Source organism: Stenotrophomonas maltophilia group sp. msm4 (assembly GCF_032025605.1).
GTDB lineage: Bacteria > Pseudomonadota > Gammaproteobacteria > Xanthomonadales > Xanthomonadaceae > Stenotrophomonas > Stenotrophomonas sepilia.
In genome coordinates, this window is sequence record NZ_JAVSKK010000003.1 from 593,482 (window position 1) to 612,071 (window position 18,590).

Here is an 18,590-nt window from a genome sequence, read left to right on the forward strand (position 1 = left end):
GGTGGTTCAGTTTCCCAGGGTTCCCCTGCCGCGCAAGCTGCGATACAGTCAAGGGGTGTCCAGCCTGACGACCCCGCATACTCTTTCTTCCGCACGCCGTTGGTGGCGATGGTGGCCCGTTGCCGTCGTCCGCCCCCATAACGCTGTGTCCCGGAAGGAAAGTCGTCTTGAACTCGCACGCTCAGTTTCAGCAGCAGGCCGCTGAAGGCCACACCCACATTCCCGTCGTCCGCGAAGTGCTGTCCGACCTGGACACGCCGCTTTCGGTCTATCTGAAGCTCGCCGACGGCCCCAATACCTACCTGTTTGAATCCGTCGAAGGCGGCGAGCGCTTTGGTCGTTACTCGATCATCGGCCTGCCGGCGCGCCGCGTGTATGCCTTCCACGGCCATACGCTGACCGTGCGCGAAGACGGCCAGGTGGTGGACACCCGCGAGGTAGCCGATCCCTTCGCCGAAGTCGAGGCGCTGCGCAGCGCCCACTCGGTGCCCAAGCTGGAAGGCCTGCCGGGCTTCACCGGCGGCCTGGTCGGCTGGTTTGGCTTCGAGTGCATCGGCTACATCGAGCCGCGCCTGGCCCCGCCGGCCGGCCGTGATGAGCTGGGCACGCCGGACATCCTGCTGCTGGACTCCAACGAGCTGGCGGTATTCGACAATCTCAAGGGCCGGCTGTACCTGATCGTGCACGCCGACCCGCGTGTCGACGGTGCCTTCGAACAGGCGCAGGCGCGCCTGGACGCACTGACTGCGAAGCTGCGTGCACCGGGCGCCGGCTATCCGGCACCGCTCAACAGCGACGTGCTGGACGAATCGGATTTCGTCTCCGGCTTCACCCGCGAAGGCTTCGTCGATGCGGTCCAGCGCAGCAAGGAATACATCCGCGCCGGTGACATCTTCCAGGTGGTGCTCAGCCAGCGCCTGAGCGTGCCGTTCAAGGCGCGCCCGGTGGATGTGTACCGCGCGCTGCGCGCGTTGAATCCCTCGCCGTACATGTATTTCCTCGATGTCGGCGACCTGCAGGTGGTCGGTTCCTCGCCGGAGATCCTGGTACGCCTTCAGGATGGCGAAGTCACCGTGCGCCCGATCGCCGGCACCCGCCCGCGTGGCGCCACGCCCGAGCTGGACCTGGCACTGGAAGCCGAGCTGCTGGCCGATCCGAAGGAACGCGCCGAGCACCTGATGCTGATCGACCTCGGCCGCAACGATGCCGGCCGTGTCTCGAAGGCCGGCACCGTGGAAGTGGGCGAGCAGTTCGTGATCGAACGCTACAGCCATGTCATGCACATCGTCAGCGAAGTGACCGGGCAGCTGCAGCCGGGCCTGAGCTACGCCGACGTGCTGCGTGCCACGTTCCCGGCCGGCACGGTCAGTGGCGCGCCGAAGATCCGCGCGCTGGAAGTGATCCGCGAGCTGGAACCGATCAAGCGCAACGTCTACGCCGGCAGCATCGGCTACATCGGCTGGCACGGCGATGCCGATACCGCGATCGCGATCCGCACTGCGGTCATCAAGGATGGCCGCCTGTACGTGCAGGCCGGCGCCGGCATCGTCTACGACTCGGACCCGGACAAGGAATGGGACGAGACGATGAACAAGGGCCGTGCGCTGTTCCGCGCCGTCGCCCAGGCCGCCAAGGGCCTGTGACGCTCCCCGTGCCGTGGCCTGCGCCGCGGCATCTTCCGCTGTTCCCGTTGAAGACAAGGAGTACCGCATGAAGCTGCTGAGCGCATTGCTGTGGTCGTCGCTGCTGGCCACGATGGCCCCGTCTGCGTGGGCGCAGGCCAATACCATTCCGTCGCAGCCGCACCTGCTGGTGAAGGGCGAGGCGCGTCGGGTGGTGATGCCGGACCGGTTCGGCCTGCAGTTGAACATCGAAGAGACCGACATGGACGCCGACGCCGCGCGCCGCCGCGTGCAGGACAACGTGGCGCGCGCGCTGGCGCTGTTCAAGCAGCACAAGGCGGTGGACGGCAGCGTGCGTGCGGACAACCTGCGGATCGGCCCGGCGACGCGCTATGAGCAGAACCGGCAGGTCTTCATCGGTACCCGCGTATCGCGCCAGCTGCGTGCGAGCTTCGCCAGCGTGAAGGCGATGCAGGATGTGCTGGGTGCGTTGAAGGCCGACGAGAACGTACAGGTGAGCAGCCTGGCGCCAACCTATTCGGGTGAAGTGGCGCTGCGCCGCGAACTCAAGGGTGAGGCGGCGGCCCGGACCCGCGAGTCCGCGCAGGGCCTGGCCAAGGCCTACGGCACCCGGCTGCGCGGCCTGTACAGCATTTCCGACGTAGCGCCGAACTTTGCCTATGGCATCCAGGCCGGCAGTTGGCCGAGCAGTGGGGATCTGGTGACGCCGCCTTCGCCGCCCGCGCCCGAGGCACCGATGAACAGCATCGAGACCACGGGCTCCCGCCTGCCCGAGTCGGTCGAAGCCGGCCCCATCACCTACACCGAAAACGTGTACGCCATTTTCCTGATAAGCGACGGAACCTGACCATGTTGTGGATGATCGACAACTACGACAGCTTCACCTACAACCTCGTGCAGTACCTGCAGACGCTGGGCGCTGAAGTGAAGGTGGTGCGCAACGATGCAATGAGCGTGGACGAGATCGTCGCGCAGAAGCCCGAGCGCATCGTCATCTCACCCGGCCCGTGCACGCCCAACGAAGCGGGCGTGTCGCTGGAGCTGATCCAGCGGCTGGGCCCGACCACGCCGATCCTCGGCGTGTGCCTGGGCCACCAGGGCATCGGCCAGGTCTACGGCGGCACCGTGATCCGCGCCGGCAACATCATGCACGGCAAGACCTCGCCGATCCGCCACGAAGGCAAGGGCGTGTTCGCCGGCCTGCCGGACCGCTACCAGGCCACCCGCTACCACTCGCTGGTGGTGGACAAGAACAGTCTGCCGGACTGCCTGGAAGTGACCGCCTGGACCGAGAACGAGGACGGCTCGATCGAAGAGATCATGGGCCTGCGCCACCGCCAGTTCCCGGTGGAAGGCGTGCAGTTCCACCCCGAATCCATCCTCACCGAACACGGCCACGCCCTGCTGCGCAATTTCCTGCAGCGCCCGGCGGCCTGATCCAAGGAGCATTCCCATGAGCTTCTCCCCCCAGGAAGCCCTGCAACGCACCATCGAGCACCGCGAGATCTTCTTCGACGAGATGGTCGACCTGATGCGGCAGATCATGCGCGGCGACGTGTCGCCGATGATGACCGCCGCCATCCTCACCGGCCTGCGGGTGAAGAAGGAGACCATCGACGAGATCGCCGCCGCCGCCACGGTCATGCGCGAATTCGCGCTGGCGGTGCCGGTGGCCGACAGCACCCACCTGGTCGACATCGTCGGCACCGGTGGCGATGGCTCGCACACCTTCAACATCTCCACCTGCGCGATGTTCGTGGCGGCTGCGGCCGGTGCGCGCGTGGCCAAGCACGGCAACCGCAGCGTGTCGTCCAAGTCCGGCAGCGCCGATGCGGTCGAGGCGCTGGGCGCGGCCATCGAGCTGCAGCCAGCGCAGGTGGCCGCTGCCATCGAGCAGACCGGCATCGGCTTCATGTTCGCGCCGATCCATCATCCGTCGATGAAGGTCGTCGCGCCGGTCCGCCGCGAGATGGGCGTGCGCACCATCTTCAACATCCTTGGTCCGCTGACCAACCCCGCCAGCGCGCCGTCGGTGCTGATGGGCGTGTTCCATCCTGATCTGGTGGGTATCCAGGCGCGCGTGCTGCGCGAGCTGGGCACCGAGCGCGCCATGGTGGTCTGGGGCCGCGACAACATGGATGAGATCTCGCTCGGCGCCGGCACCCTGGTGGGCGAGTTGCGCGACGGCAAGGTGCGCGAGTACGAGATCCACCCGGAGGACTTCGGCATCGCCATGTCGGCCAGCCGCAACCTGCGCGTGGACAGCCCGGAGCAGTCCATCCAGATGCTGCGCGCGGTGCTGGACAACGAGCCCGGCCCGGCGCTGGACATCGTCGCGCTCAATGCCGGCGCCGCGCTGTACGTGGCCGGCGTGGCCAGCGACATCGGTGATGGCCTGGCCCGTGCCCGTGCTGCCATCGCCAATGGCAGCGCCCGCCAGCGCCTGCAACAGTATGTGGAGACCACCCGCGCGCTGGTTGCCTGAGCGCGCGGTTCAGCCTGACCCCGTCGATGGCCGATAATGGCCGTCCTCAGCGCCCCCGCACCGAATCGAAGACGATGAGCGACATCCTGCAGACGATCCTGGCCCGCAAGGCCGAAGAAGTGGCCCAGCGCCGCGCCCAGCGCCCGCTCGAGGAGCTGCAGGCCGCCGTGGCCAGCGCCCCGCCGGTACGTGGCTTCGTACGCGCGTTGCAGGCGGCCGTGGCCAACGGCGACCCGGCGGTGATTGCCGAGGTGAAGAAGGCCAGCCCGTCCAAGGGCGTCATCCGCCCCGATTTCCGACCGGCCGATATCGCGGTCAGCTACGAGTTCGGTGGTGCCAGCTGCCTGTCGGTGCTGACCGACGTGGACTTCTTCCAGGGCGCCGATACCTACCTGCAGCAGGCCCGTGAAGCCTGCACGCTGCCGGTGCTGCGCAAGGACTTCGTGATCGACGCCTACCAGGTGTACGAGGCGCGCGTGCTGGGCGCCGACTGCATCCTGCTGATCGTCGCCGCGCTGGACGACACCCAGCTGGCCACGCTGTCGGAACTGGCGCTGTCGCTGGGCATGGACGTGCTGGTGGAAGTGCACGACATCGACGAGCTGGAGCGCGCGCTGCAGGTGCCGGCGCCGATGATCGGCATCAACAACCGCAACCTGCGCACCTTCGAGGTGTCGCTGCAGACCACGCTGGACATGCAGCAGGCGGTGCCGCGTGACCGCCTGCTGGTCACCGAGAGCGGCATCCTCGGCCCGCAGGACGTGGCGCTGATGCGCGATGCAGGCATCCATGCCTTCCTGGTCGGCGAGGCCTTCATGCGCGTGGAAGAGCCGGGCGAGGGCCTGCGTCAGCTATTCTTCGCAACATGACAACGCACTATCCGACGCCGCGCGAGGATGCGCCGCTGGTGGTCTTCGACTTCGACCACACCCTCTACGACGGCGATTCGGGTACCCACCTGTTCGCCTCGCTGATCAAGCGCAACCCGTTGCGCATGCTGGCGGCGCTGCTGGTCACGCCGATTGCCGGGCCGATGGTGGCGATGCTGCCGACCCGTCGCGCGGGCATCTCGGTCTATGTGTGGATCGGCAGCTTCGGCCTGCACCGTGCGCGCGATTTCAACAAGGTGATCGACGCCTACGTGCTGCGCAACCAGGCGCAGATGCGCGCCAAGCTGCTGCCGCAGGCGCTGGAGGTGTTCGCCGCGCACCGCGCCAAGGGCGATCGCGTGGTGGTTGCCACCGGCGCGCCGCCGGAGCTGGCCCGCGCGATCCTGGCCTTCGTCGCCCATCAGGACGTACCGGTGATCGGTACCGAGGTCGGCCCGCGGCTGGGCGGTGTTGGCCCGACCCGGCACTGCCACAACGAAGAGAAGATGCGCATGCTGCGCGAACGCGGCTATGGCGACATCGATATCGCCTACTCCGACAGCACCGCCGACCTGCCGCTGCTGCTGGCGGCCAAGGCGCCGGTGGTGGTGAACCCGAAGCCGGGGCGGGTGGCGTTTTTCCGCCGCGTGCTGCCGGCCGGCACCCGCATCCTCAACTGGGGATGCGTGGATCGCGGCGGCGACAAGGCCTGACCCGCGCCTGTTGTAGAGCCGAGCCATGCTCGGCTGCTCTTCGTTGCGGGATCCGTGTGTCCTCAGCCGAGCATGGCTCGGCTCTACAGGGGATGCTTCAGCGGTAGAGGTGCCCGTACACCGCATGCCCGATCTGGAACAGGCTGATGCCCAGCACCAGCACGCCGACGGCCACCAGCACCCAGCGCTCCTTCACCCGCTTGACCAGGATCGCCGCCACCGGCGCGGCCATCATGCCGCCGATCAGCAGGCCGGCGACGATCTGCAGATGCTGCACGCCCATCGACAACAGGAAGGTCGCTGACACCGTCAACGTGACCACGAACTCGGCTGCGTTGACTGTTCCGATGGTGGTGCGCGCCTGGCCGCCGCGGGCGAGCAGGGTGGACGTCGCGATCGGCCCCCAGCCACCGCCGCCGCTGGCGTCGAGCAGGCCGGCGAAGAAGCCCAGCACCGGCACCCGGCGGATCTCGCCCTTGGGCATAAAGCGCCCAGCGGCGCGGGCCAGGATGATGATCGCCAGCACCAGCAGGTACAGGTAGATCAGTGGCCGGATGATCTCGCCCGGGAGCTGCGTGAGCACGTACGCGCCCACGGCACCGCCCACTGCGCCGGGCAGGGCCAGGCGCACGAACAGGCGTTTATCGACATTTCCGGCTGCGAGGTGCGACACCCCCGAGGCGCCAGTGGTGAACACTTCAGCGGTGTGGATGCTGGCGCTGACCTGTGCCGGGGGCAGGCCCATGCTGAGCATCACCGACGAGGACACCAGGCCGAAGGCCATGCCCAATGCACCGTCCACCAGCTGTGCGCCGAGGCCGATGAGGATGAACCACCAGAATTCGCTGCTCAGCTCCATGTACCGAGCCTAGCTCAGCGGGCCGCGCAGGGGCCGTGTAGAGCCGAGCCCTTGCGCGGCTGCCTTTGACGTACCGCAGCCGAGCGTCGGCTCGGCTCTACAGGATGGCTCCGGCAGCGTTGGGTTGCCTTGCAATCAACGGGTGCCGTACAGCACCACGGTCTTGCCGCGGGCATGCAGCAGGCCGTCGGTCTGCAGCTTCTTCAACACGCGGCCGGCCATTTCGCGCGAGCAGCCGACCAGTCGCGCCAGTTCCTGTCGCGAGACGCGCAGCTGGCTGCCCTGCGGGTGGCTCATCGCCTCCGGTTCCTGCGCCAGGTCGTGCAGGGTGCGCACGATCCGGTCGGTAACGTCCAGGAATGCCAGGCGGCTGGCCTTGCGGCTGGTGTCGAGCAGGCGCTTGGAAATCTGCTGGCCCAGCGCATACAGCAGGCGCGGGGCATCGGCCGACAGCGGGCCGAGGAACAGCTGATGCAGGCGCTCGTAGCTGATTTCAGCCAGCTCGCAGGCGGTACGGGTCCGCAGGATCACCTCGCGGCGGTCCGATTCGACGAACAGGCCCATCTCGCCGACGAACTCGCCGGCACCGAAGTAGCCCAGCACAAGCTCGCGATCGTCATCTTCCTCGGCCATGATCGAAACCGAGCCGCTGATGACGTAATACAGGGTTCCCGCCGGGTCTCCGGGCCGGAAGACGTCGGTACGGGTGGGATATCGCCGCCTGTGGCTGTGCGCCAGGAAACGATCGATTGTGGCGATATCCAGGGCCAGTGGACTGCTAGCTAGGCGCACGGTTGACACGATAGGAGCGCTCCCTCTGCGCATGAACGGATTCACGGGGTCGATAGCGGAGCTTAACCAGCGCAATTGTTAAGGGCAAACAGTGTGCCAGAACTCTTGCGTCTTCACGTTCCCCCCGGGGGCAGTTTGCCCCATAATTCCCCCTTTCCCTTCTTACACAGGAATCGACCGCCGTGGTCAAGCCGTTGCCTCGCCTGAGGCTGCAGGGTTTCAACAACCTCACCAAGGCGCTGAGCTTCAACATCTATGACGTGTGTTACGCGCGCACCGAAGAGGAGCGTCAGCGTTACATTGAATACATCGATGAAGAGTACAACGCCGACAGGCTGACTCAGATCTTGACCGATGTCGCCGAGATCATCGGCGCCAACATCCTGAACGTGTCCCGCCAGGACTACGATCCGCAGGGTGCCTCGGTGACCATCCTGATCTCCGAAGAACCGGTGATCGACAAGAAGCTGGCCGGCAAGGAGCTGATCTCCGACGCCGTGGTCGCGCACATGGACAAGAGCCACATCACGGTCCATACCTACCCGGAAACCCATCCACAGGAAGGTATCGCCACGTTCCGCGCGGACATCGACGTGGCCACCTGTGGCGTCATTTCCCCGCTGAAGGCCCTGAACTACCTGATCGAGAGCCTCGAGTCGGACATCGTGATCATGGACTACCGCGTCCGTGGCTTCACCCGCGATGTGAAGGGCAAGAAGCACTTCATCGACCACAAGATCAACTCGATCCAGAACTTCCTGGCCAAGAACATCAAGTCGCGTTACGAGATGTTCGACGTCAACGTCTACCAGGAGAACATCTTCCACACGAAGATGCACCTGAAGGACTTCGACCTGGACCAGTACCTGTTCGAGGAAAAGGCCAAGAACCTGTCGTTCAAGGAACGCATGAAGATCGAAGCGCTGCTCAAGCGCGAGATCGAAGAGCTGTTCCACGGCCGGAACCTGTCCGAGTAAGTCCCATGTGCGATGCCCGCAGGCATCGCCACCCAGGCGGGACGACCCGCCCCGTGGAACCAGTGCCCCACACACGTTACAGTTCCACGGTGATGTACCGACCCACGGCCCGGTGTGAAAACACCGGGCCGTTTCGTTTTTCTCAAGAAAGGTAAGGAGCCCCCACCCATGCCCTGGATCTACCTGCTGCTGGCCGGCCTGTTCGAGATCGGTTTCGCCCTCGGAATGAAGTACTCCGAAGGCTTCAGCAAACCCCTGCCCACCGTTGCCACGGTGGTATCGGCCCTGATCAGCCTGTACCTGATGAGCCAGGCGATGAAGAGCATCCCGGTCGGCACCGCCTATGCGATCTGGACCGGCATCGGTGCCATGGGCGTGGCTGTGCTCGGCATCTACCTGTTCAATGACAGTGCGTCGCCGGCCCGCCTGGCCTGCGTGGGCCTGATCGTGGCCGGCGTGATCGGCCTGAAGCTGGTGTCGCCCAACTGATGGATGGCCCGACCAACGGTCGGGCCCCACCGTCGCCCCCCGCACCTCCTGGTAGGCCCCCCCCGTTGGTGCGGGCGACCCTTCAAATGCGGTAGGCGATGGTCTTCATCACCCTGGAGGCCAGCGCCATCACGCCCGGGATCGGGAACGGCAGGCGGCGTGCGCCGGCCTGCTCGGCGTGCTCCGCATGGCGGGCTTCGTCTTCCTTCATCACCTGGATGACCGCACGGCTGCGCAGGTCGCCGGCCGGCAGGTCGACCAGGTGCTCGTCCAGATGGGCTTCCACCTGGCGCTCGGTTTCGACCACGAAACCGAGGTTCCAGCCGTCGCCGCGCAGCCCGGCCAGGGTGCCGATGGTGTAGCTGCCGGCGTACCACAACGGGTTGAACAGGCTCGGGCGGCTGCCCAGCTCGCCCAGCCGGGTGGCGCACCACGCCAGGTGGTCGGTCTCTTCCTGGGCCGCTTCCAGCAGGTGTTCACGCGTGGCAGGGTCGCGGGCCACGGCGGCCTGGCCGAAATACAGGCCCTGTGCGCAGACTTCGCCGACGTGGTTGATCCGCATCAGCCCGGCCGCGTGGCGGCGTTCAGCGTTGTCCATGCCCGGCTCGCTGGTGTCCGCGGCCGGGTAGGGGCGGGCCGCCGGCGGGTTGCCGAACACCGTGTCCAAGGCGCGCTGCGCTTCGGTCAGCAGGTGGTCCAGCGGTGTGGTCTGGCGGAGCACGGTCATGGCGGTACGCGGTGGGACGGAAGACCCCTCGATTCTCCCCCGGCTCCGGCCCCCTGCCAACCCGGGACATGGCCGGCTTGCACCGGGGGCTTGACCTGCGTACAATCCCGCCTCTTACGCTTCACCTTTCACAACGCGTGGCAGAGTTCCGGCGAGCCGTTCGCCGCAATGAGCCCGACCTAACATAGAGTTCTTCATGAGCACTTTCACTGCCAAGAACGAGACCGTCCAGCGCGACTGGTACCTCGTCGACGCCGAGGGCAAGACCCTGGGCCGTCTCGCCACCGAGCTGGCCCGCCGTCTGCGTGGCAAGCACAAGCCGGTCTACACCCCGCACGTTGATACCGGCGACTACCTGGTCGTCATCAATGCAGAAAAGATTGCCGTCACCGGCAAGAAGCTGCAGGACAAGATGTATCACCGTTTCACCGGTTACATCGGCAACCTGAAGACCGAGTCCCTGGCCCAGGCGCTGGAGCGCCACCCGGAGCGCGTGATCGAGATCGCCGTCAAGGGCATGCTGCCGAAGGGCCCGCTGGGTCGCCAGATGTACCGCAAGCTCAAGGTCTACGCCGGCACTGAGCATCCGCACGCCGCACAGCAGCCGCAGGTTCTGGATATCTAATCATGGCTATCACTCAAAACTACGGCACTGGCCGCCGCAAGTCCTCCACCGCTCGCGTGTTCCTGCGCAAGGGTTCGGGCAACATCACCGTCAACGGTCGTCCGCTGGACGAGTTCTTTGGTCGTGAGACCGCGCGCATGATCGTGCGCCAGCCGCTCGAGCTGACCAAGAACACCGAAAGCTTTGACATCCTGGTCACCGCCGCTGGCGGCGGCACCACCGGCCAGGCCGGTGCGATCCGTCTGGGCATCGCCCGTGCTCTGGTCGAGTACGACGAAACCCTGAAGTCCGAGCTGCGCAAGGCTGGCTTCATGACCCGTGACGCCCGTGAAGTCGAGCGTAAGAAGGTTGGTCTGCACAAGGCCCGCCGCGCCACCCAGTTCTCCAAGCGCTGATCTACCGCGCCTGGTTGGGCTCCTTCAGGAGCCCGCTGGATGGGAAAGCAAAAGCCCGGCTTCGGCCGGGCTTTTGTCGTTTCGGGGGGGATGCATTTCCGGGTTGCCGGCCAGCGGCCGGCACTACCCATGGTTTCGCATCTCGGAAGGGGTGGGGTCAGAGCCCTTTCCTTGGGAAAAGGATCCGACCCCGGGCCTCTCTCTGGAGAAGAGCCCCCTTGTTGTTCAAGGGGGGCGCGCCGACAGGCGCGGGGATAAGGTGGAATGCGCGACCAAATCAAAAGCAAAAGGCCAGATCTTTCGATCTGGCCTTTTGCTTTTAATTTGGCTGCCCCGGATGGATTCGAACCACCGAATGCCTGAGTCAGAGTCAGGTGCCTTACCGCTTGGCGACGGGGCAAAACGTGCAACTATTTTCTCACTTTTCACACTGAAAAACAACTTGATTTTCAGCGTGGTGGCTATGGGTGGACTCGAACCACCGACCCCAGCATTATGAGTGCTGTGCTCTAACCGGCTGAGCTACATAGCCTTGGTGAGCTCGCTATTCTGCGGATGTGTATCGGCCCTGTCAACACTTTTGTGCCGCGCTTGTGGGCCGACAGAGGGCATGGGATAGTCCCGACCAGTAGATTTTCTTAGGAGTCCGCATCGTGATCGATCCGGACGGCTATCGACCGAACGTCGGCATCGTGCTGATGCGGCAGGACGGCCAGGTGTTCTGGGCACGACGCGTGCGCCGGGACGGCTGGCAGTTCCCGCAGGGTGGCATGAACACCGACGAGACGCCTGTCGAGGCCATGTATCGTGAACTGCAGGAAGAGACCGGCCTGCTGCCTGAGCACGTGGAAGTGCTCGGGGCGACGCCCGGCTGGCTGCGCTACAAGCTGCCGGCACGGGCCATCCGCCGCAATGAGCGGCAGGTCTGCATCGGGCAGAAGCAGGTCTGGTTCCTGCTGCGCCTGACCGGCGATGAATCGCATGTGCAGCTGGACCATACCGACTCGCCCGAGTTCGACCACTGGCGGTGGGTGGACTTCTGGTACCCGGTGGAGCACGTGGTGATGTTCAAGCGTGGCGTCTATGCGCGCGCGCTGCGACACCTGGCGCCGTTGGCGCGTGGGGTGGCCGGGCAGGGCGTCAGCGCCATGCCCAAGAGTGCCGCCGAGGCCTGGATGCCGGGCCACGCAGCCGGCCACGACAGGCCCCGGAAGCGCACGCCCAAGCGCGGCGGCTACTGGCCGCGCAAGGCCAAGGGGGAGTCCGGGGCGGTTTGAATGGGAGGCCACGCAGGCTGTGGGCCGATTCGTCACAACGCGTCCCCCCCGGCTGTTTCCAGCAGGACCTGGCTGCCCGCCGGGCCGGTCAATCCGACTCTGAACGGTATCGAGAATGGTTCAGGTCTCTGATTGACAACCATTCTCGTTTCCATTGGAATACGCAACAGGCCGCTTCTGGCCTGTCAGCCCGGTCCCCGCCTGTGTACGTCTGCATCTGCAACGGAGTCACCGACCACCAGATCCGCGAAGCCGCCAGCCATGGCGTCAGCACGGTGGCGGAACTGACCATGCGTACCGGTTGCGGTGCCACCTGCGGTTCGTGCCTGGACATGGCCGGCGACCTGCTGGCCAAGGCACGCGCGACGCACGATCTGCCGCTGCCGGTATTGGGCCTCGCCCAGGTCGCCTGATCGTTTCCTCGCGGCCTGTTGACGCCGCGCTTTCGCGTCCTTCACCTGCAACCGCGCAGGCCAATGCGCACGATTCGCGTTCCTTCACCACCGCACGCAAGGCGTTACAGTGCCTGCGTTTTCAGCGTGCAGGAGCATCCCCATGAAGGGCGACACCAAGGTCATCGAATTCCTCAACAAGGTCCTCTACAACGAGCTGACCGCGATCAACCAGTACTTCCTGCACGCCAAGATGCTGAAGAACTGGGGCATCAAGGAACTGGCCGAACACGAGTACAAGGAATCGATCGACGAGATGAAGCATGCCGACATGCTCGCCGACCGCATCCTGTTCCTCGAAGGCCTGCCGAACTTCCAGGCGCTGGGCAAGCTGCGCATCGGCGAGAACCCCACCGAAATCCTGCAGTGCGACCTGTCGCTGGAACGCGATGGCGTGGTCACCCTGCGCGAGGCGGTGGCCTATTCCGATTCGGTTGGCGACTATGTCAGCCGCCAGCTGTTCGTGAAGATCCTCGACTCGGAGGAAGAACACATCGACTGGCTGGAAACCCAGCTCGACCTGATCGAGCGCATCGGCGAGCCGAAGTACCTGCTGAGCAAGCTGGAAGAGTGAATCAGCGGACCTGGCCAGCGCGATGCTGTGCCAGGTAGCCCGTCAGTGCAACGCGCGCCCGGGCGAATTCCGCAACCAGCAGCGCTACCGCCACTGCGGGGCGCTGCAGGCTGCCACTACGGGTCTCGTGCTCGATCCGCTGCGCGATCGCCGACAGCGACAACGCCCCCACGTTCGCGCTTGATGATTTCAGGCTGTGCGCGACGGCCTGCATGCGCGGTTCATCGCTGTTCCGCGCGGCCAGCTGCAACTGCTGCACCATCGCCGGCGCATCTTCAAGAAATACCGTGACGATCTGGGTGGCAGCATCGCCGATCACCGCATGCAGTTCATCCAGCACATCGCGGTCGAGCACCGGTTGTGGTGCTGGCGCCACCTGCTTTTCCGGATTCTGTAGAGCCGGGCCATGCTCGGCTGATGGCGTGCGACTGCAATTGGCCGTCAGCCGGGCATGGCCCGGCTCTACAGAAGGCCGTGCAGGTGATGCCGCTTTACCGCCACCCCAGCGCTGCAGCAGCGCATGCAGCGTTGCGCGCGCGATCGGCTTGGACAGGTAATCGTCCATGCCGGCCTGCAGGCAGCGCTCGCGGTCGCCGGCCATCGCATTGGCGGTCATCGCGATGATCGGCAGTCGCGCACGCCCGGTTTCCGCTTCTTCGGCGCGCCAGCGGCGCGTGGCGGCGTAGCCGTCCAGCACCGGCATCTGGCAATCCATCAGCACGATGTCCAGCCCGCCTTCGCGGAGGGCGGCCAAGGCCTGTTCGCCATCGGCGGCGTTGCGCACCTCGCACTGGAACACCCGCAGCAGCTGCTCGGCCACCATCCGGTTCACCGTATTGTCCTCCACCACCAGCACGCGCAGATGCAGCGGCGGCAGCGTGGCAGCCGGTTGCTCGTGTTCCGCGCTGGCCAGCAGCGCAGCGGGGCGGGCAGAGGCGACCGGTGCCGCCAGCAGTGCATGCAGGGTGGCGTCGTCGAAGTGGGAGGGCAGCTGGCGCTGGCGGGGGCGTTGCGCAATCGCATCCTCCTGCAGCCACAGTACCTGCAGTGCATCGTCGTCGCCGCGTTCCCCCAGTGCGAGCTGCAGCGTGGCCTCGCCGTTGCGGCGTGCGCGCGCATCGACCAGCAGCCAGGCGGGTGCCGGTTTTCCGGGCCGCGCCGGAGCGCGCAGGCGCTCGACCACGCTGTCCAGTTGCGCCAGCACCTGCACCTGCAGTCCATGGTGGGCAGCGATGCGCTCGATGCGTGCCTGCAGCGTTGCATCGGCACTGAACAGCAGCAGCGGTGCCGGCGCGCGCGTCATCGCCGGCAGGTCGCCAGGAACCTTCAGCAGCGGGATCTCGAACCAGAACGTAGCACCCTGGCCGGGCGTGGACTGCACACCAATACGCCCGTGCATCAGGTCGATGATGCGCTTGCAGATGGCCAGGCCCAGGCCGGTGCCGCCGTAGATGCGCGTGGTGGATGCGTCGGCCTGGCTGAAAGACTGGAACAGGCGTGCCTGCAGCGCGTCGTCGATGCCGATGCCGGTATCGATGATCTCGAAGCGCAGCTGGTGCTGCGCGGCACCTTCGCCCAGGCGCAGCACACGCAGCTGCACCTGGCCGCGGGCGGTGAACTTGATCGCATTGGCCAGCAGGTTGCTCAGCACCTGGCGCAGGCGCACCGGGTCGCCGCGCACCGGCAGGCGCACCGATGGATCCAGCTGCAGGCCCAGTGCCAGGCCCTTGGCGTCGGCGGCGCGCTGCATCAGCTGCACCACGCCGTCGAGCAGATCGCGCAGGTTGAAGCTGGTGATTTCCAGCTCCAGCGCCTGTGCTTCCAGCCGGGAGTAGTCGAGGATGTCGTCGACGATGCGCAGCAGCTGCTGCGAGCTGGCCGAGGCGGTGGCCAGCATCTGCCGCTGGTCCTCGCCCAGTGGCCCGCGTGCGATCAGCTCCAGCATCGGCAGGATGCCATTGAGCGGGGTGCGGATCTCGTGGCTCATCGTGGCCAGAAACTCGCCCTTGGCAAGCACGGCCGCCTCGGCGGCCTGCTTGGCCTGCAGCAGCTGTTGTTCCAGCTGGCCCTGGCGTTCAGTGGTATGGCGTAGCTGGTCCCGTTCAGCGGCCAGCGCGCCGTGCGTGCGCTGCAGCTGCGCCAGCGCACGGTCGCGCGCACGAAGCCGCAGGCCCAGCACCATCAGCGCGATGGTGGCCGCGGCGAGGGCAACCAGCAGCACGCCCCACAGCGGCACGTCAGAGCACCGCGTTGTGGAAGTCGAAGTTCAGGTCGCTGCCGGCCGACTGCACCATGTTGCCCTGGATGTAGTCGACGCCGCCGACCCACATCGCCGCCGCAGCCTGCGGATCCTCGATCTGCTGGCCGATGATCTGCAGCCCGGCGGCATGGGCCTGATCGATCGCCTTGCGCAGCTCCTCGCGCGTGGCCGGATTGGCGTGGCTGCTGGAAAAGCGCGCAGCCATGCGCACGAACGACAGCGGCAGCTGGTTCAGCAGGGCATCGGCCTCGCCGCTGGGTTCGAACTGGCTCAGGCAGAAGCGCACCCCGGCACTGGCCATGCGCTGGCAGAACTGCTGCAGCGGCACGGTGTGGATCAGTGCGTCCGGCAGGCGCACGTCGATCACCAGTGCACTGCCCGGCAGGTCGCGCTGCTGCAGTGATTCCAGCAGCCAGTCGGCGAAGGCGTCGCGCTGCAGGGTGCGCAGCGACTGCGAGACGAACAGGTTCAGTGGCTGCGTCGCGTGGCGGTACAGGTCCAGCAGCCCCAGCGCGTGATCCATCACCTGCTGGTCGAGATCGGCGATGCGGCCTGCGGCTTCCGCGGCCGGGATCACCTGCCCGGCCGCCAGCACGGTGCCGTCGGCCTGGCGAAGGCGCAACAGCAACTGGTACTGCGCGGTGTTGCCGCCGGCAACAGCGACGATCGGCTGATAGGCCAGTTCCAGCTGTCCTTCCAGCAGCGCCAGGTGTTCCTGTTCGGTAACTGCCTGGCGGTGCACATGGCCGGCCACCCCGGCGCTGAGCAGGCGCGCCTGCAGGGTGGTGCGCTCGACGGCTTCCAACGCACTGCTGGCATCGTCGAAGCCTGGTGACAGCGGTGCATAGCCGACTACGCCGCGCAGGTGCACGGATTCGTCGTCGCGGATCACGAAGGCACGTGCCGACAGCTGCTCGCGCAGGCTGGCAGCGATGCTGTCAAGGGCGTCCTCGTCGGCGCTGCGGGCCAGCAGCAGGAAGCTGTTGTCGTTCAGGCGTGCCAGCAGGTGCGGATGGCCGGCTTCGGCCAGACGCTGCCCGGCCTGCACCATCAGCCGTTCAAACGCGGCATAGCCATAGCGTTCGCGCAGGCCCAGCGCGCTGGCCACTTCGATGAAGAACACGCCGCCCTGATCGCGGTGGGCGAGTGCGGTGTTGAGCTGCTGCAGCACGTGGTGGCGCGTCGGCAGGCCGGTTTCCGGATTGCTGGTGGCCGGTGCGCCGGTGGCGCCGGGCAGGGTCGCGGCCTGGGCTCGTGCGCGGCGGATGCGGTTGGCCACCGCTGCGATCAGGTGGCGGGGCCGGATCGGCTTGCTCAGGTAGTCGTCCGCGCCGCTGTCGAGGACTTCGAACTGGCGCTCCGGATCCGGATCACCGCTGAGGAACACGATCGGAAGCAGCTGCAGGCCGGGCTGCTGGCGGATCAGCGCGGTCAGGCGCATGCCGTCCAGGCCGGGCAGGTGAAGATCCATCAGGATCAGGTCGGGGCGGTGCTCCTTGATGGCCTGCAGCGCGGCATCGGCATCGTTGTGGACGATCGCCTGCATGCCGGCGCCGTGCAGCACGCTCTGCGCGAACAGGGCCTGCGCGCGATCGTCTTCAACGATCAGCACGCGGTAGGGCGAGTCCGATGGCGACGGGGCCAGATCGTTGTTGCCGGCGTCGGCCAGTGCGACCGGGCCGGGCAGCGGCGGCGGCGCGCTGTTGGCCGGCGTGGACGCATCGGCCGCGACAGGGGATCGGCTCGCCGCCATCGGTGGGACCACGGCCGGAGACGCCGTCTCGGGGGCCCAGCGTTGCCAATGGTCGGCCGGAGGGGTTTCAGCGCGTCCCGGGCGGGCGCCCGCGGGGGATTCGTTTGCGGCCATCGGTGCTCCTGGTGTTCGCGTCCATTATGCGACAAGCCCGGCGCTCAGCCGGTACCGGTGTGCCCTGGCGGTGCTGCCGATGCACCGCGCGCCAGCCAGCGCACGCCCTTCCACAGGGCGCGCCAGACCAGCCACACCAGCAGCGCACCGGCCAGGCTGCAGGCCAGCACCACGATCAGCGCGATCCACGGGTGTGCCAGGGCGAGGGCCAGGCCACCGATCACGACGGTGTCTTCGGCCGCAGAGGCGACCCAGTTGCTGGCCGGTTCCGGCGAGGTGTTGAGCAGGGCGCGGGTACCGGCCTTCAGGCCATGGCTGGCCAGGGCGACGCCGGCACCGGCGGCGAGCGCACCGGTGCCCAGCTGGCCATCCGGCGACAGCGTGGCCGCCGCAAGGAATGCGCCGGCGGGTACGCGCGCGAGCGTCTGCACCAGGTCCCACACCGAATCCACGCCAGGGATCTTGTCGGCGAAGAACTCGGCCACCGCCAGCGTCGCCGAGGTGCCCAGCACCCACCAGGATTCGGTGGCCTGCAGGGCGGGGGGCAGGTCGACCCAGCCAAGCAGCCCGGCCAGGCCGACACCGAACACGGTGAGGTAGACGCGGATACCGGCCAGCCAGGCCAGCAGGATGCCGATCACGAACAGGTGGGCTTCGGTCATGGCGGTGCTCCGGCGACGGAACTGTGCAGGGGGCCACACTATCGACGATGGCGTGCCTGAACGCCACCGACCGTGGCCGGCCACGGCGCAGGAAACCCACCCGTCCTGTCATACACTAGCCCGTCGTTTGCCACAGGGGCCGTACCGGTGTCGCCCTTGCGATACCCCGGAAACCACCCATGACCAACCGTCCTCCCATGCGCGTGCAGGTCCGCCTGCCCGGCGCGCCGCAACCGCCTGCCGACCGTCGCCGCCTGCTGGTGATCGGCGGCATCTGGCTGCTCAGCCTGGTGCTGGCGGTGCTTGGCGGCTGCTGGATGGCCACCCCGCGCGATGCCCAGGGCCAGCGCCTGCAGGCCGCCGAGAAGCGTGCCGAGGCGCTGCAGGCGCAGCTGACCGAGCTGCGCCAGAAGCAGGCCACGCTGGAAGCCTCCGACCGCATCAGCCGTGCCGCCAATACCGAGGTGCAGTCCTCGTTGGCCGAGCGCGATGAGGAAATCGCCGGGCTGCGCGCCGATGTTGCCTTCTATGAGCGGCTGGTCGGCTCGACCAGCCAGCGCAAGGGCCTGAACACCCATTCGATCGAGTTCAGCCCGGAAGCGGCCGGCACCTGGCAGTACACCGCCGTGCTGACCCAGAACCTCAACCGCGGGGCCATCAGCCAGGGGCAGATGCGCTTCACCGTGGAAGGCGTGAAGAACGGCAAGCTGGCCACGATCAGCTGGGATGATCTGCACCAGCGCAGCAAGGTGCCGGGACAGGACTACTCGTTCCGGTACTTCCAGCAGCTCACCGGCAGCGTGATGCTGCCGGCTGACTTCACCCCGCAACGCGTGCGGGTGACATTGGGGAGTGGTACGGGGGGTACCACCCAGGTATTCGACTGGAAACAGGCCGGTGCGCCGGCCAGCAAAGGGGAGTAGG

Annotated in this window: 20 protein-coding genes and 2 tRNA genes; 14 read left to right on the forward strand and 8 right to left on the reverse strand. The window is 66.7% G+C overall.

What is annotated here, in order from left to right; translation table 11 throughout:
- Positions 1 to 167 precede the first annotated feature (167 nt).
- The 6 genes from trpE to ROV93_RS17005 all read left to right on the forward strand — a co-directional run bounded on the left by trpE (position 168) and on the right by ROV93_RS17005 (position 5,710).
- The gene (gene trpE / locus ROV93_RS16980; RefSeq protein ID WP_012481441.1) at positions 168 to 1,643 is read left to right on the forward strand and encodes an anthranilate synthase component I; all 1,476 of its coding nucleotides are present in this window, start codon (positions 168 to 170) and stop codon (positions 1,641 to 1,643) included.
- A 67-nt stretch (positions 1,644 to 1,710) separates the two neighbouring features.
- Positions 1,711 to 2,490 carry an SIMPL domain-containing protein gene (locus ROV93_RS16985; RefSeq protein WP_065197061.1) on the forward strand — a complete coding sequence of 260 codons (780 nt, stop codon included), beginning with the start codon at positions 1,711 to 1,713 and terminating at the stop codon, positions 2,488 to 2,490.
- A 2-nt stretch (positions 2,491 to 2,492) separates the two neighbouring features.
- Positions 2,493 to 3,080: an aminodeoxychorismate/anthranilate synthase component II gene (locus ROV93_RS16990; RefSeq protein WP_065178878.1), complete on the forward strand. Its 588-nt coding sequence runs from the start codon at positions 2,493 to 2,495 to the stop codon at positions 3,078 to 3,080.
- Between the two features lie 16 nt (positions 3,081 to 3,096).
- Positions 3,097 to 4,128 (forward strand): anthranilate phosphoribosyltransferase, encoded by a 1,032-nt coding sequence (trpD, locus tag ROV93_RS16995; RefSeq protein WP_049443905.1) that lies wholly within the window; start codon positions 3,097 to 3,099, stop codon positions 4,126 to 4,128.
- Positions 4,129 to 4,202: 74 nt separating this feature from the next.
- Positions 4,203 to 4,997 carry an indole-3-glycerol phosphate synthase TrpC gene (gene trpC / locus ROV93_RS17000; protein ID WP_005419828.1) on the forward strand — a complete coding sequence of 265 codons (795 nt, stop codon included), beginning with the start codon at positions 4,203 to 4,205 and terminating at the stop codon, positions 4,995 to 4,997.
- On the forward strand, positions 4,994 to 5,710 hold the full coding sequence (locus ROV93_RS17005; protein WP_005419826.1) for a haloacid dehalogenase-like hydrolase: 717 nt from the start codon (positions 4,994 to 4,996) through the stop codon (positions 5,708 to 5,710). Before trpC ends, ROV93_RS17005 begins: the two co-directional genes overlap by 4 nt.
- A 97-nt stretch (positions 5,711 to 5,807) precedes the next feature.
- Here ROV93_RS17005 and ROV93_RS17010 read toward each other — a convergent pair whose 3' ends face one another.
- On the reverse strand, positions 5,808 to 6,569 hold the full coding sequence (locus ROV93_RS17010) for a sulfite exporter TauE/SafE family protein (RefSeq protein ID WP_072168911.1): 762 nt from the start codon (positions 6,567 to 6,569) through the stop codon (positions 5,808 to 5,810).
- A gap of 135 nt (positions 6,570 to 6,704) precedes the next feature.
- Positions 6,705 to 7,394 (reverse strand): cAMP-activated global transcriptional regulator CRP, encoded by a 690-nt coding sequence (crp, locus tag ROV93_RS17015; protein ID WP_010482649.1) that lies wholly within the window; start codon positions 7,392 to 7,394, stop codon positions 6,705 to 6,707.
- 149 nt (positions 7,395 to 7,543) lie between these two features.
- Between crp and speD the strand changes: the two genes are divergently transcribed.
- Both speD and sugE read left to right on the forward strand, forming a co-directional pair.
- Positions 7,544 to 8,338, forward strand: coding sequence for an adenosylmethionine decarboxylase (gene speD / locus ROV93_RS17020; protein ID WP_312540416.1), 795 nt, complete (start codon positions 7,544 to 7,546; stop codon positions 8,336 to 8,338).
- Between the two features lie 168 nt (positions 8,339 to 8,506).
- Positions 8,507 to 8,827 carry a quaternary ammonium compound efflux SMR transporter SugE gene (gene sugE / locus ROV93_RS17025; RefSeq protein WP_005419816.1) on the forward strand — a complete coding sequence of 107 codons (321 nt, stop codon included), beginning with the start codon at positions 8,507 to 8,509 and terminating at the stop codon, positions 8,825 to 8,827.
- An 82-nt stretch (positions 8,828 to 8,909) separates the two neighbouring features.
- On the opposite strand, the gene coq7 is transcribed toward sugE, so the two are convergent.
- Positions 8,910 to 9,554 (reverse strand): 2-polyprenyl-3-methyl-6-methoxy-1,4-benzoquinone monooxygenase, encoded by a 645-nt coding sequence (gene coq7, locus ROV93_RS17030; RefSeq protein ID WP_072168912.1) that lies wholly within the window; start codon positions 9,552 to 9,554, stop codon positions 8,910 to 8,912.
- 196 nt (positions 9,555 to 9,750) lie between these two features.
- Here coq7 and rplM point away from each other — a divergent pair, with 196 nt between their 5' ends.
- Both rplM and rpsI read left to right on the forward strand, forming a co-directional pair.
- Positions 9,751 to 10,179 (forward strand): 50S ribosomal protein L13, encoded by a 429-nt coding sequence (gene rplM / locus ROV93_RS17035; RefSeq protein WP_005414692.1) that lies wholly within the window; start codon positions 9,751 to 9,753, stop codon positions 10,177 to 10,179.
- A gap of 2 nt (positions 10,180 to 10,181) precedes the next feature.
- Positions 10,182 to 10,574 carry a 30S ribosomal protein S9 gene (gene rpsI / locus ROV93_RS17040; protein ID WP_005411311.1) on the forward strand — a complete coding sequence of 131 codons (393 nt, stop codon included), beginning with the start codon at positions 10,182 to 10,184 and terminating at the stop codon, positions 10,572 to 10,574.
- Positions 10,575 to 10,899: 325 nt separating this feature from the next.
- Here the strand turns inward: rpsI and ROV93_RS17045 are convergent.
- Both ROV93_RS17045 and ROV93_RS17050 read right to left on the reverse strand, forming a co-directional pair.
- Positions 10,900 to 10,974 (reverse strand) — tRNA-Gln (locus ROV93_RS17045).
- Between the two features lie 55 nt (positions 10,975 to 11,029).
- Positions 11,030 to 11,106: transfer RNA gene (locus ROV93_RS17050), tRNA-Met, on the reverse strand.
- Between the two features lie 121 nt (positions 11,107 to 11,227).
- Here ROV93_RS17050 and ROV93_RS17055 point away from each other — a divergent pair.
- The 3 genes from ROV93_RS17055 to bfr all read left to right on the forward strand — a co-directional run bounded on the left by ROV93_RS17055 (position 11,228) and on the right by bfr (position 12,877).
- The gene (locus ROV93_RS17055) at positions 11,228 to 11,851 is read left to right on the forward strand and encodes an RNA pyrophosphohydrolase (RefSeq protein WP_005419809.1); all 624 of its coding nucleotides are present in this window, start codon (positions 11,228 to 11,230) and stop codon (positions 11,849 to 11,851) included.
- A gap of 203 nt (positions 11,852 to 12,054) precedes the next feature.
- Positions 12,055 to 12,264, forward strand: a complete 210-nt coding sequence (locus tag ROV93_RS17060; protein WP_005411309.1) for a bacterioferritin-associated ferredoxin — start codon at positions 12,055 to 12,057, stop codon at positions 12,262 to 12,264.
- A gap of 142 nt (positions 12,265 to 12,406) precedes the next feature.
- Positions 12,407 to 12,877 carry a bacterioferritin gene (gene bfr, locus ROV93_RS17065; protein WP_005419804.1) on the forward strand — a complete coding sequence of 157 codons (471 nt, stop codon included), beginning with the start codon at positions 12,407 to 12,409 and terminating at the stop codon, positions 12,875 to 12,877.
- 1 nt (position 12,878) lies between these two features.
- On the opposite strand, the gene ROV93_RS17070 is transcribed toward bfr, so the two are convergent.
- Genes ROV93_RS17070 through ROV93_RS17080 form a run of 3 tightly spaced genes read right to left on the reverse strand, consistent with a single transcriptional unit; the run spans position 12,879 to position 17,666 of the window.
- Entirely contained in the window at positions 12,879 to 15,113 is a 2,235-nt protein-coding gene (locus tag ROV93_RS17070) for an ATP-binding protein (RefSeq protein WP_072168913.1), read from the reverse strand.
- Position 15,114: 1 nt separating this feature from the next.
- On the reverse strand, positions 15,115 to 17,004 hold the full coding sequence (locus ROV93_RS17075) for an EAL domain-containing protein (protein ID WP_072168914.1): 1,890 nt from the start codon (positions 17,002 to 17,004) through the stop codon (positions 15,115 to 15,117).
- Positions 17,005 to 17,048: 44 nt separating this feature from the next.
- Positions 17,049 to 17,666 (reverse strand): DUF4126 domain-containing protein, encoded by a 618-nt coding sequence (locus ROV93_RS17080; RefSeq protein WP_061478194.1) that lies wholly within the window; start codon positions 17,664 to 17,666, stop codon positions 17,049 to 17,051.
- 179 nt (positions 17,667 to 17,845) lie between these two features.
- Here ROV93_RS17080 and ROV93_RS17085 point away from each other — a divergent pair, with 179 nt between their 5' ends.
- A complete protein-coding gene (locus tag ROV93_RS17085; protein WP_005419791.1) occupies positions 17,846 to 18,589 on the forward strand; it encodes a DUF6776 family protein in 744 nt (247 codons plus the stop codon).
- Position 18,590 lies beyond the last annotated feature (1 nt).

Excerpts from the sequence above, each read along its gene's own strand:
- ROV93_RS16985 (WP_065197061.1), top strand. The coding sequence starts at position 1,711 with ATGAAGCTGCTGAGCGCATTGCTGTGGTCGTCGCTGCTGGCCACGATG.
- ROV93_RS16990 (WP_065178878.1), top strand. The coding sequence starts at position 2,493 with ATGTTGTGGATGATCGACAACTACGACAGCTTCACCTACAACCTCGTG.
- trpD (WP_049443905.1), top strand. The coding sequence starts at position 3,097 with ATGAGCTTCTCCCCCCAGGAAGCCCTGCAACGCACCATCGAGCACCGC.
- trpC (WP_005419828.1), top strand. The coding sequence starts at position 4,203 with ATGAGCGACATCCTGCAGACGATCCTGGCCCGCAAGGCCGAAGAAGTG.
- ROV93_RS17005 (WP_005419826.1), top strand. The coding sequence starts at position 4,994 with ATGACAACGCACTATCCGACGCCGCGCGAGGATGCGCCGCTGGTGGTC.
- ROV93_RS17010 (WP_072168911.1), bottom strand. The coding sequence starts at position 6,569 with ATGGAGCTGAGCAGCGAATTCTGGTGGTTCATCCTCATCGGCCTCGGC.
- crp (WP_010482649.1), bottom strand. The coding sequence starts at position 7,394 with ATGCGCAGAGGGAGCGCTCCTATCGTGTCAACCGTGCGCCTAGCTAGC.
- sugE (WP_005419816.1), top strand. The coding sequence starts at position 8,507 with ATGCCCTGGATCTACCTGCTGCTGGCCGGCCTGTTCGAGATCGGTTTC.
- coq7 (WP_072168912.1), bottom strand. The coding sequence starts at position 9,554 with ATGACCGTGCTCCGCCAGACCACACCGCTGGACCACCTGCTGACCGAA.
- rplM (WP_005414692.1), top strand. The coding sequence starts at position 9,751 with ATGAGCACTTTCACTGCCAAGAACGAGACCGTCCAGCGCGACTGGTAC.
- rpsI (WP_005411311.1), top strand. The coding sequence starts at position 10,182 with ATGGCTATCACTCAAAACTACGGCACTGGCCGCCGCAAGTCCTCCACC.
- bfr (WP_005419804.1), top strand. The coding sequence starts at position 12,407 with ATGAAGGGCGACACCAAGGTCATCGAATTCCTCAACAAGGTCCTCTAC.
- ROV93_RS17075 (WP_072168914.1), bottom strand. The coding sequence starts at position 17,004 with ATGGCCGCAAACGAATCCCCCGCGGGCGCCCGCCCGGGACGCGCTGAA.
- ROV93_RS17080 (WP_061478194.1), bottom strand. The coding sequence starts at position 17,666 with ATGACCGAAGCCCACCTGTTCGTGATCGGCATCCTGCTGGCCTGGCTG.
- ROV93_RS17085 (WP_005419791.1), top strand. The coding sequence starts at position 17,846 with ATGACCAACCGTCCTCCCATGCGCGTGCAGGTCCGCCTGCCCGGCGCG.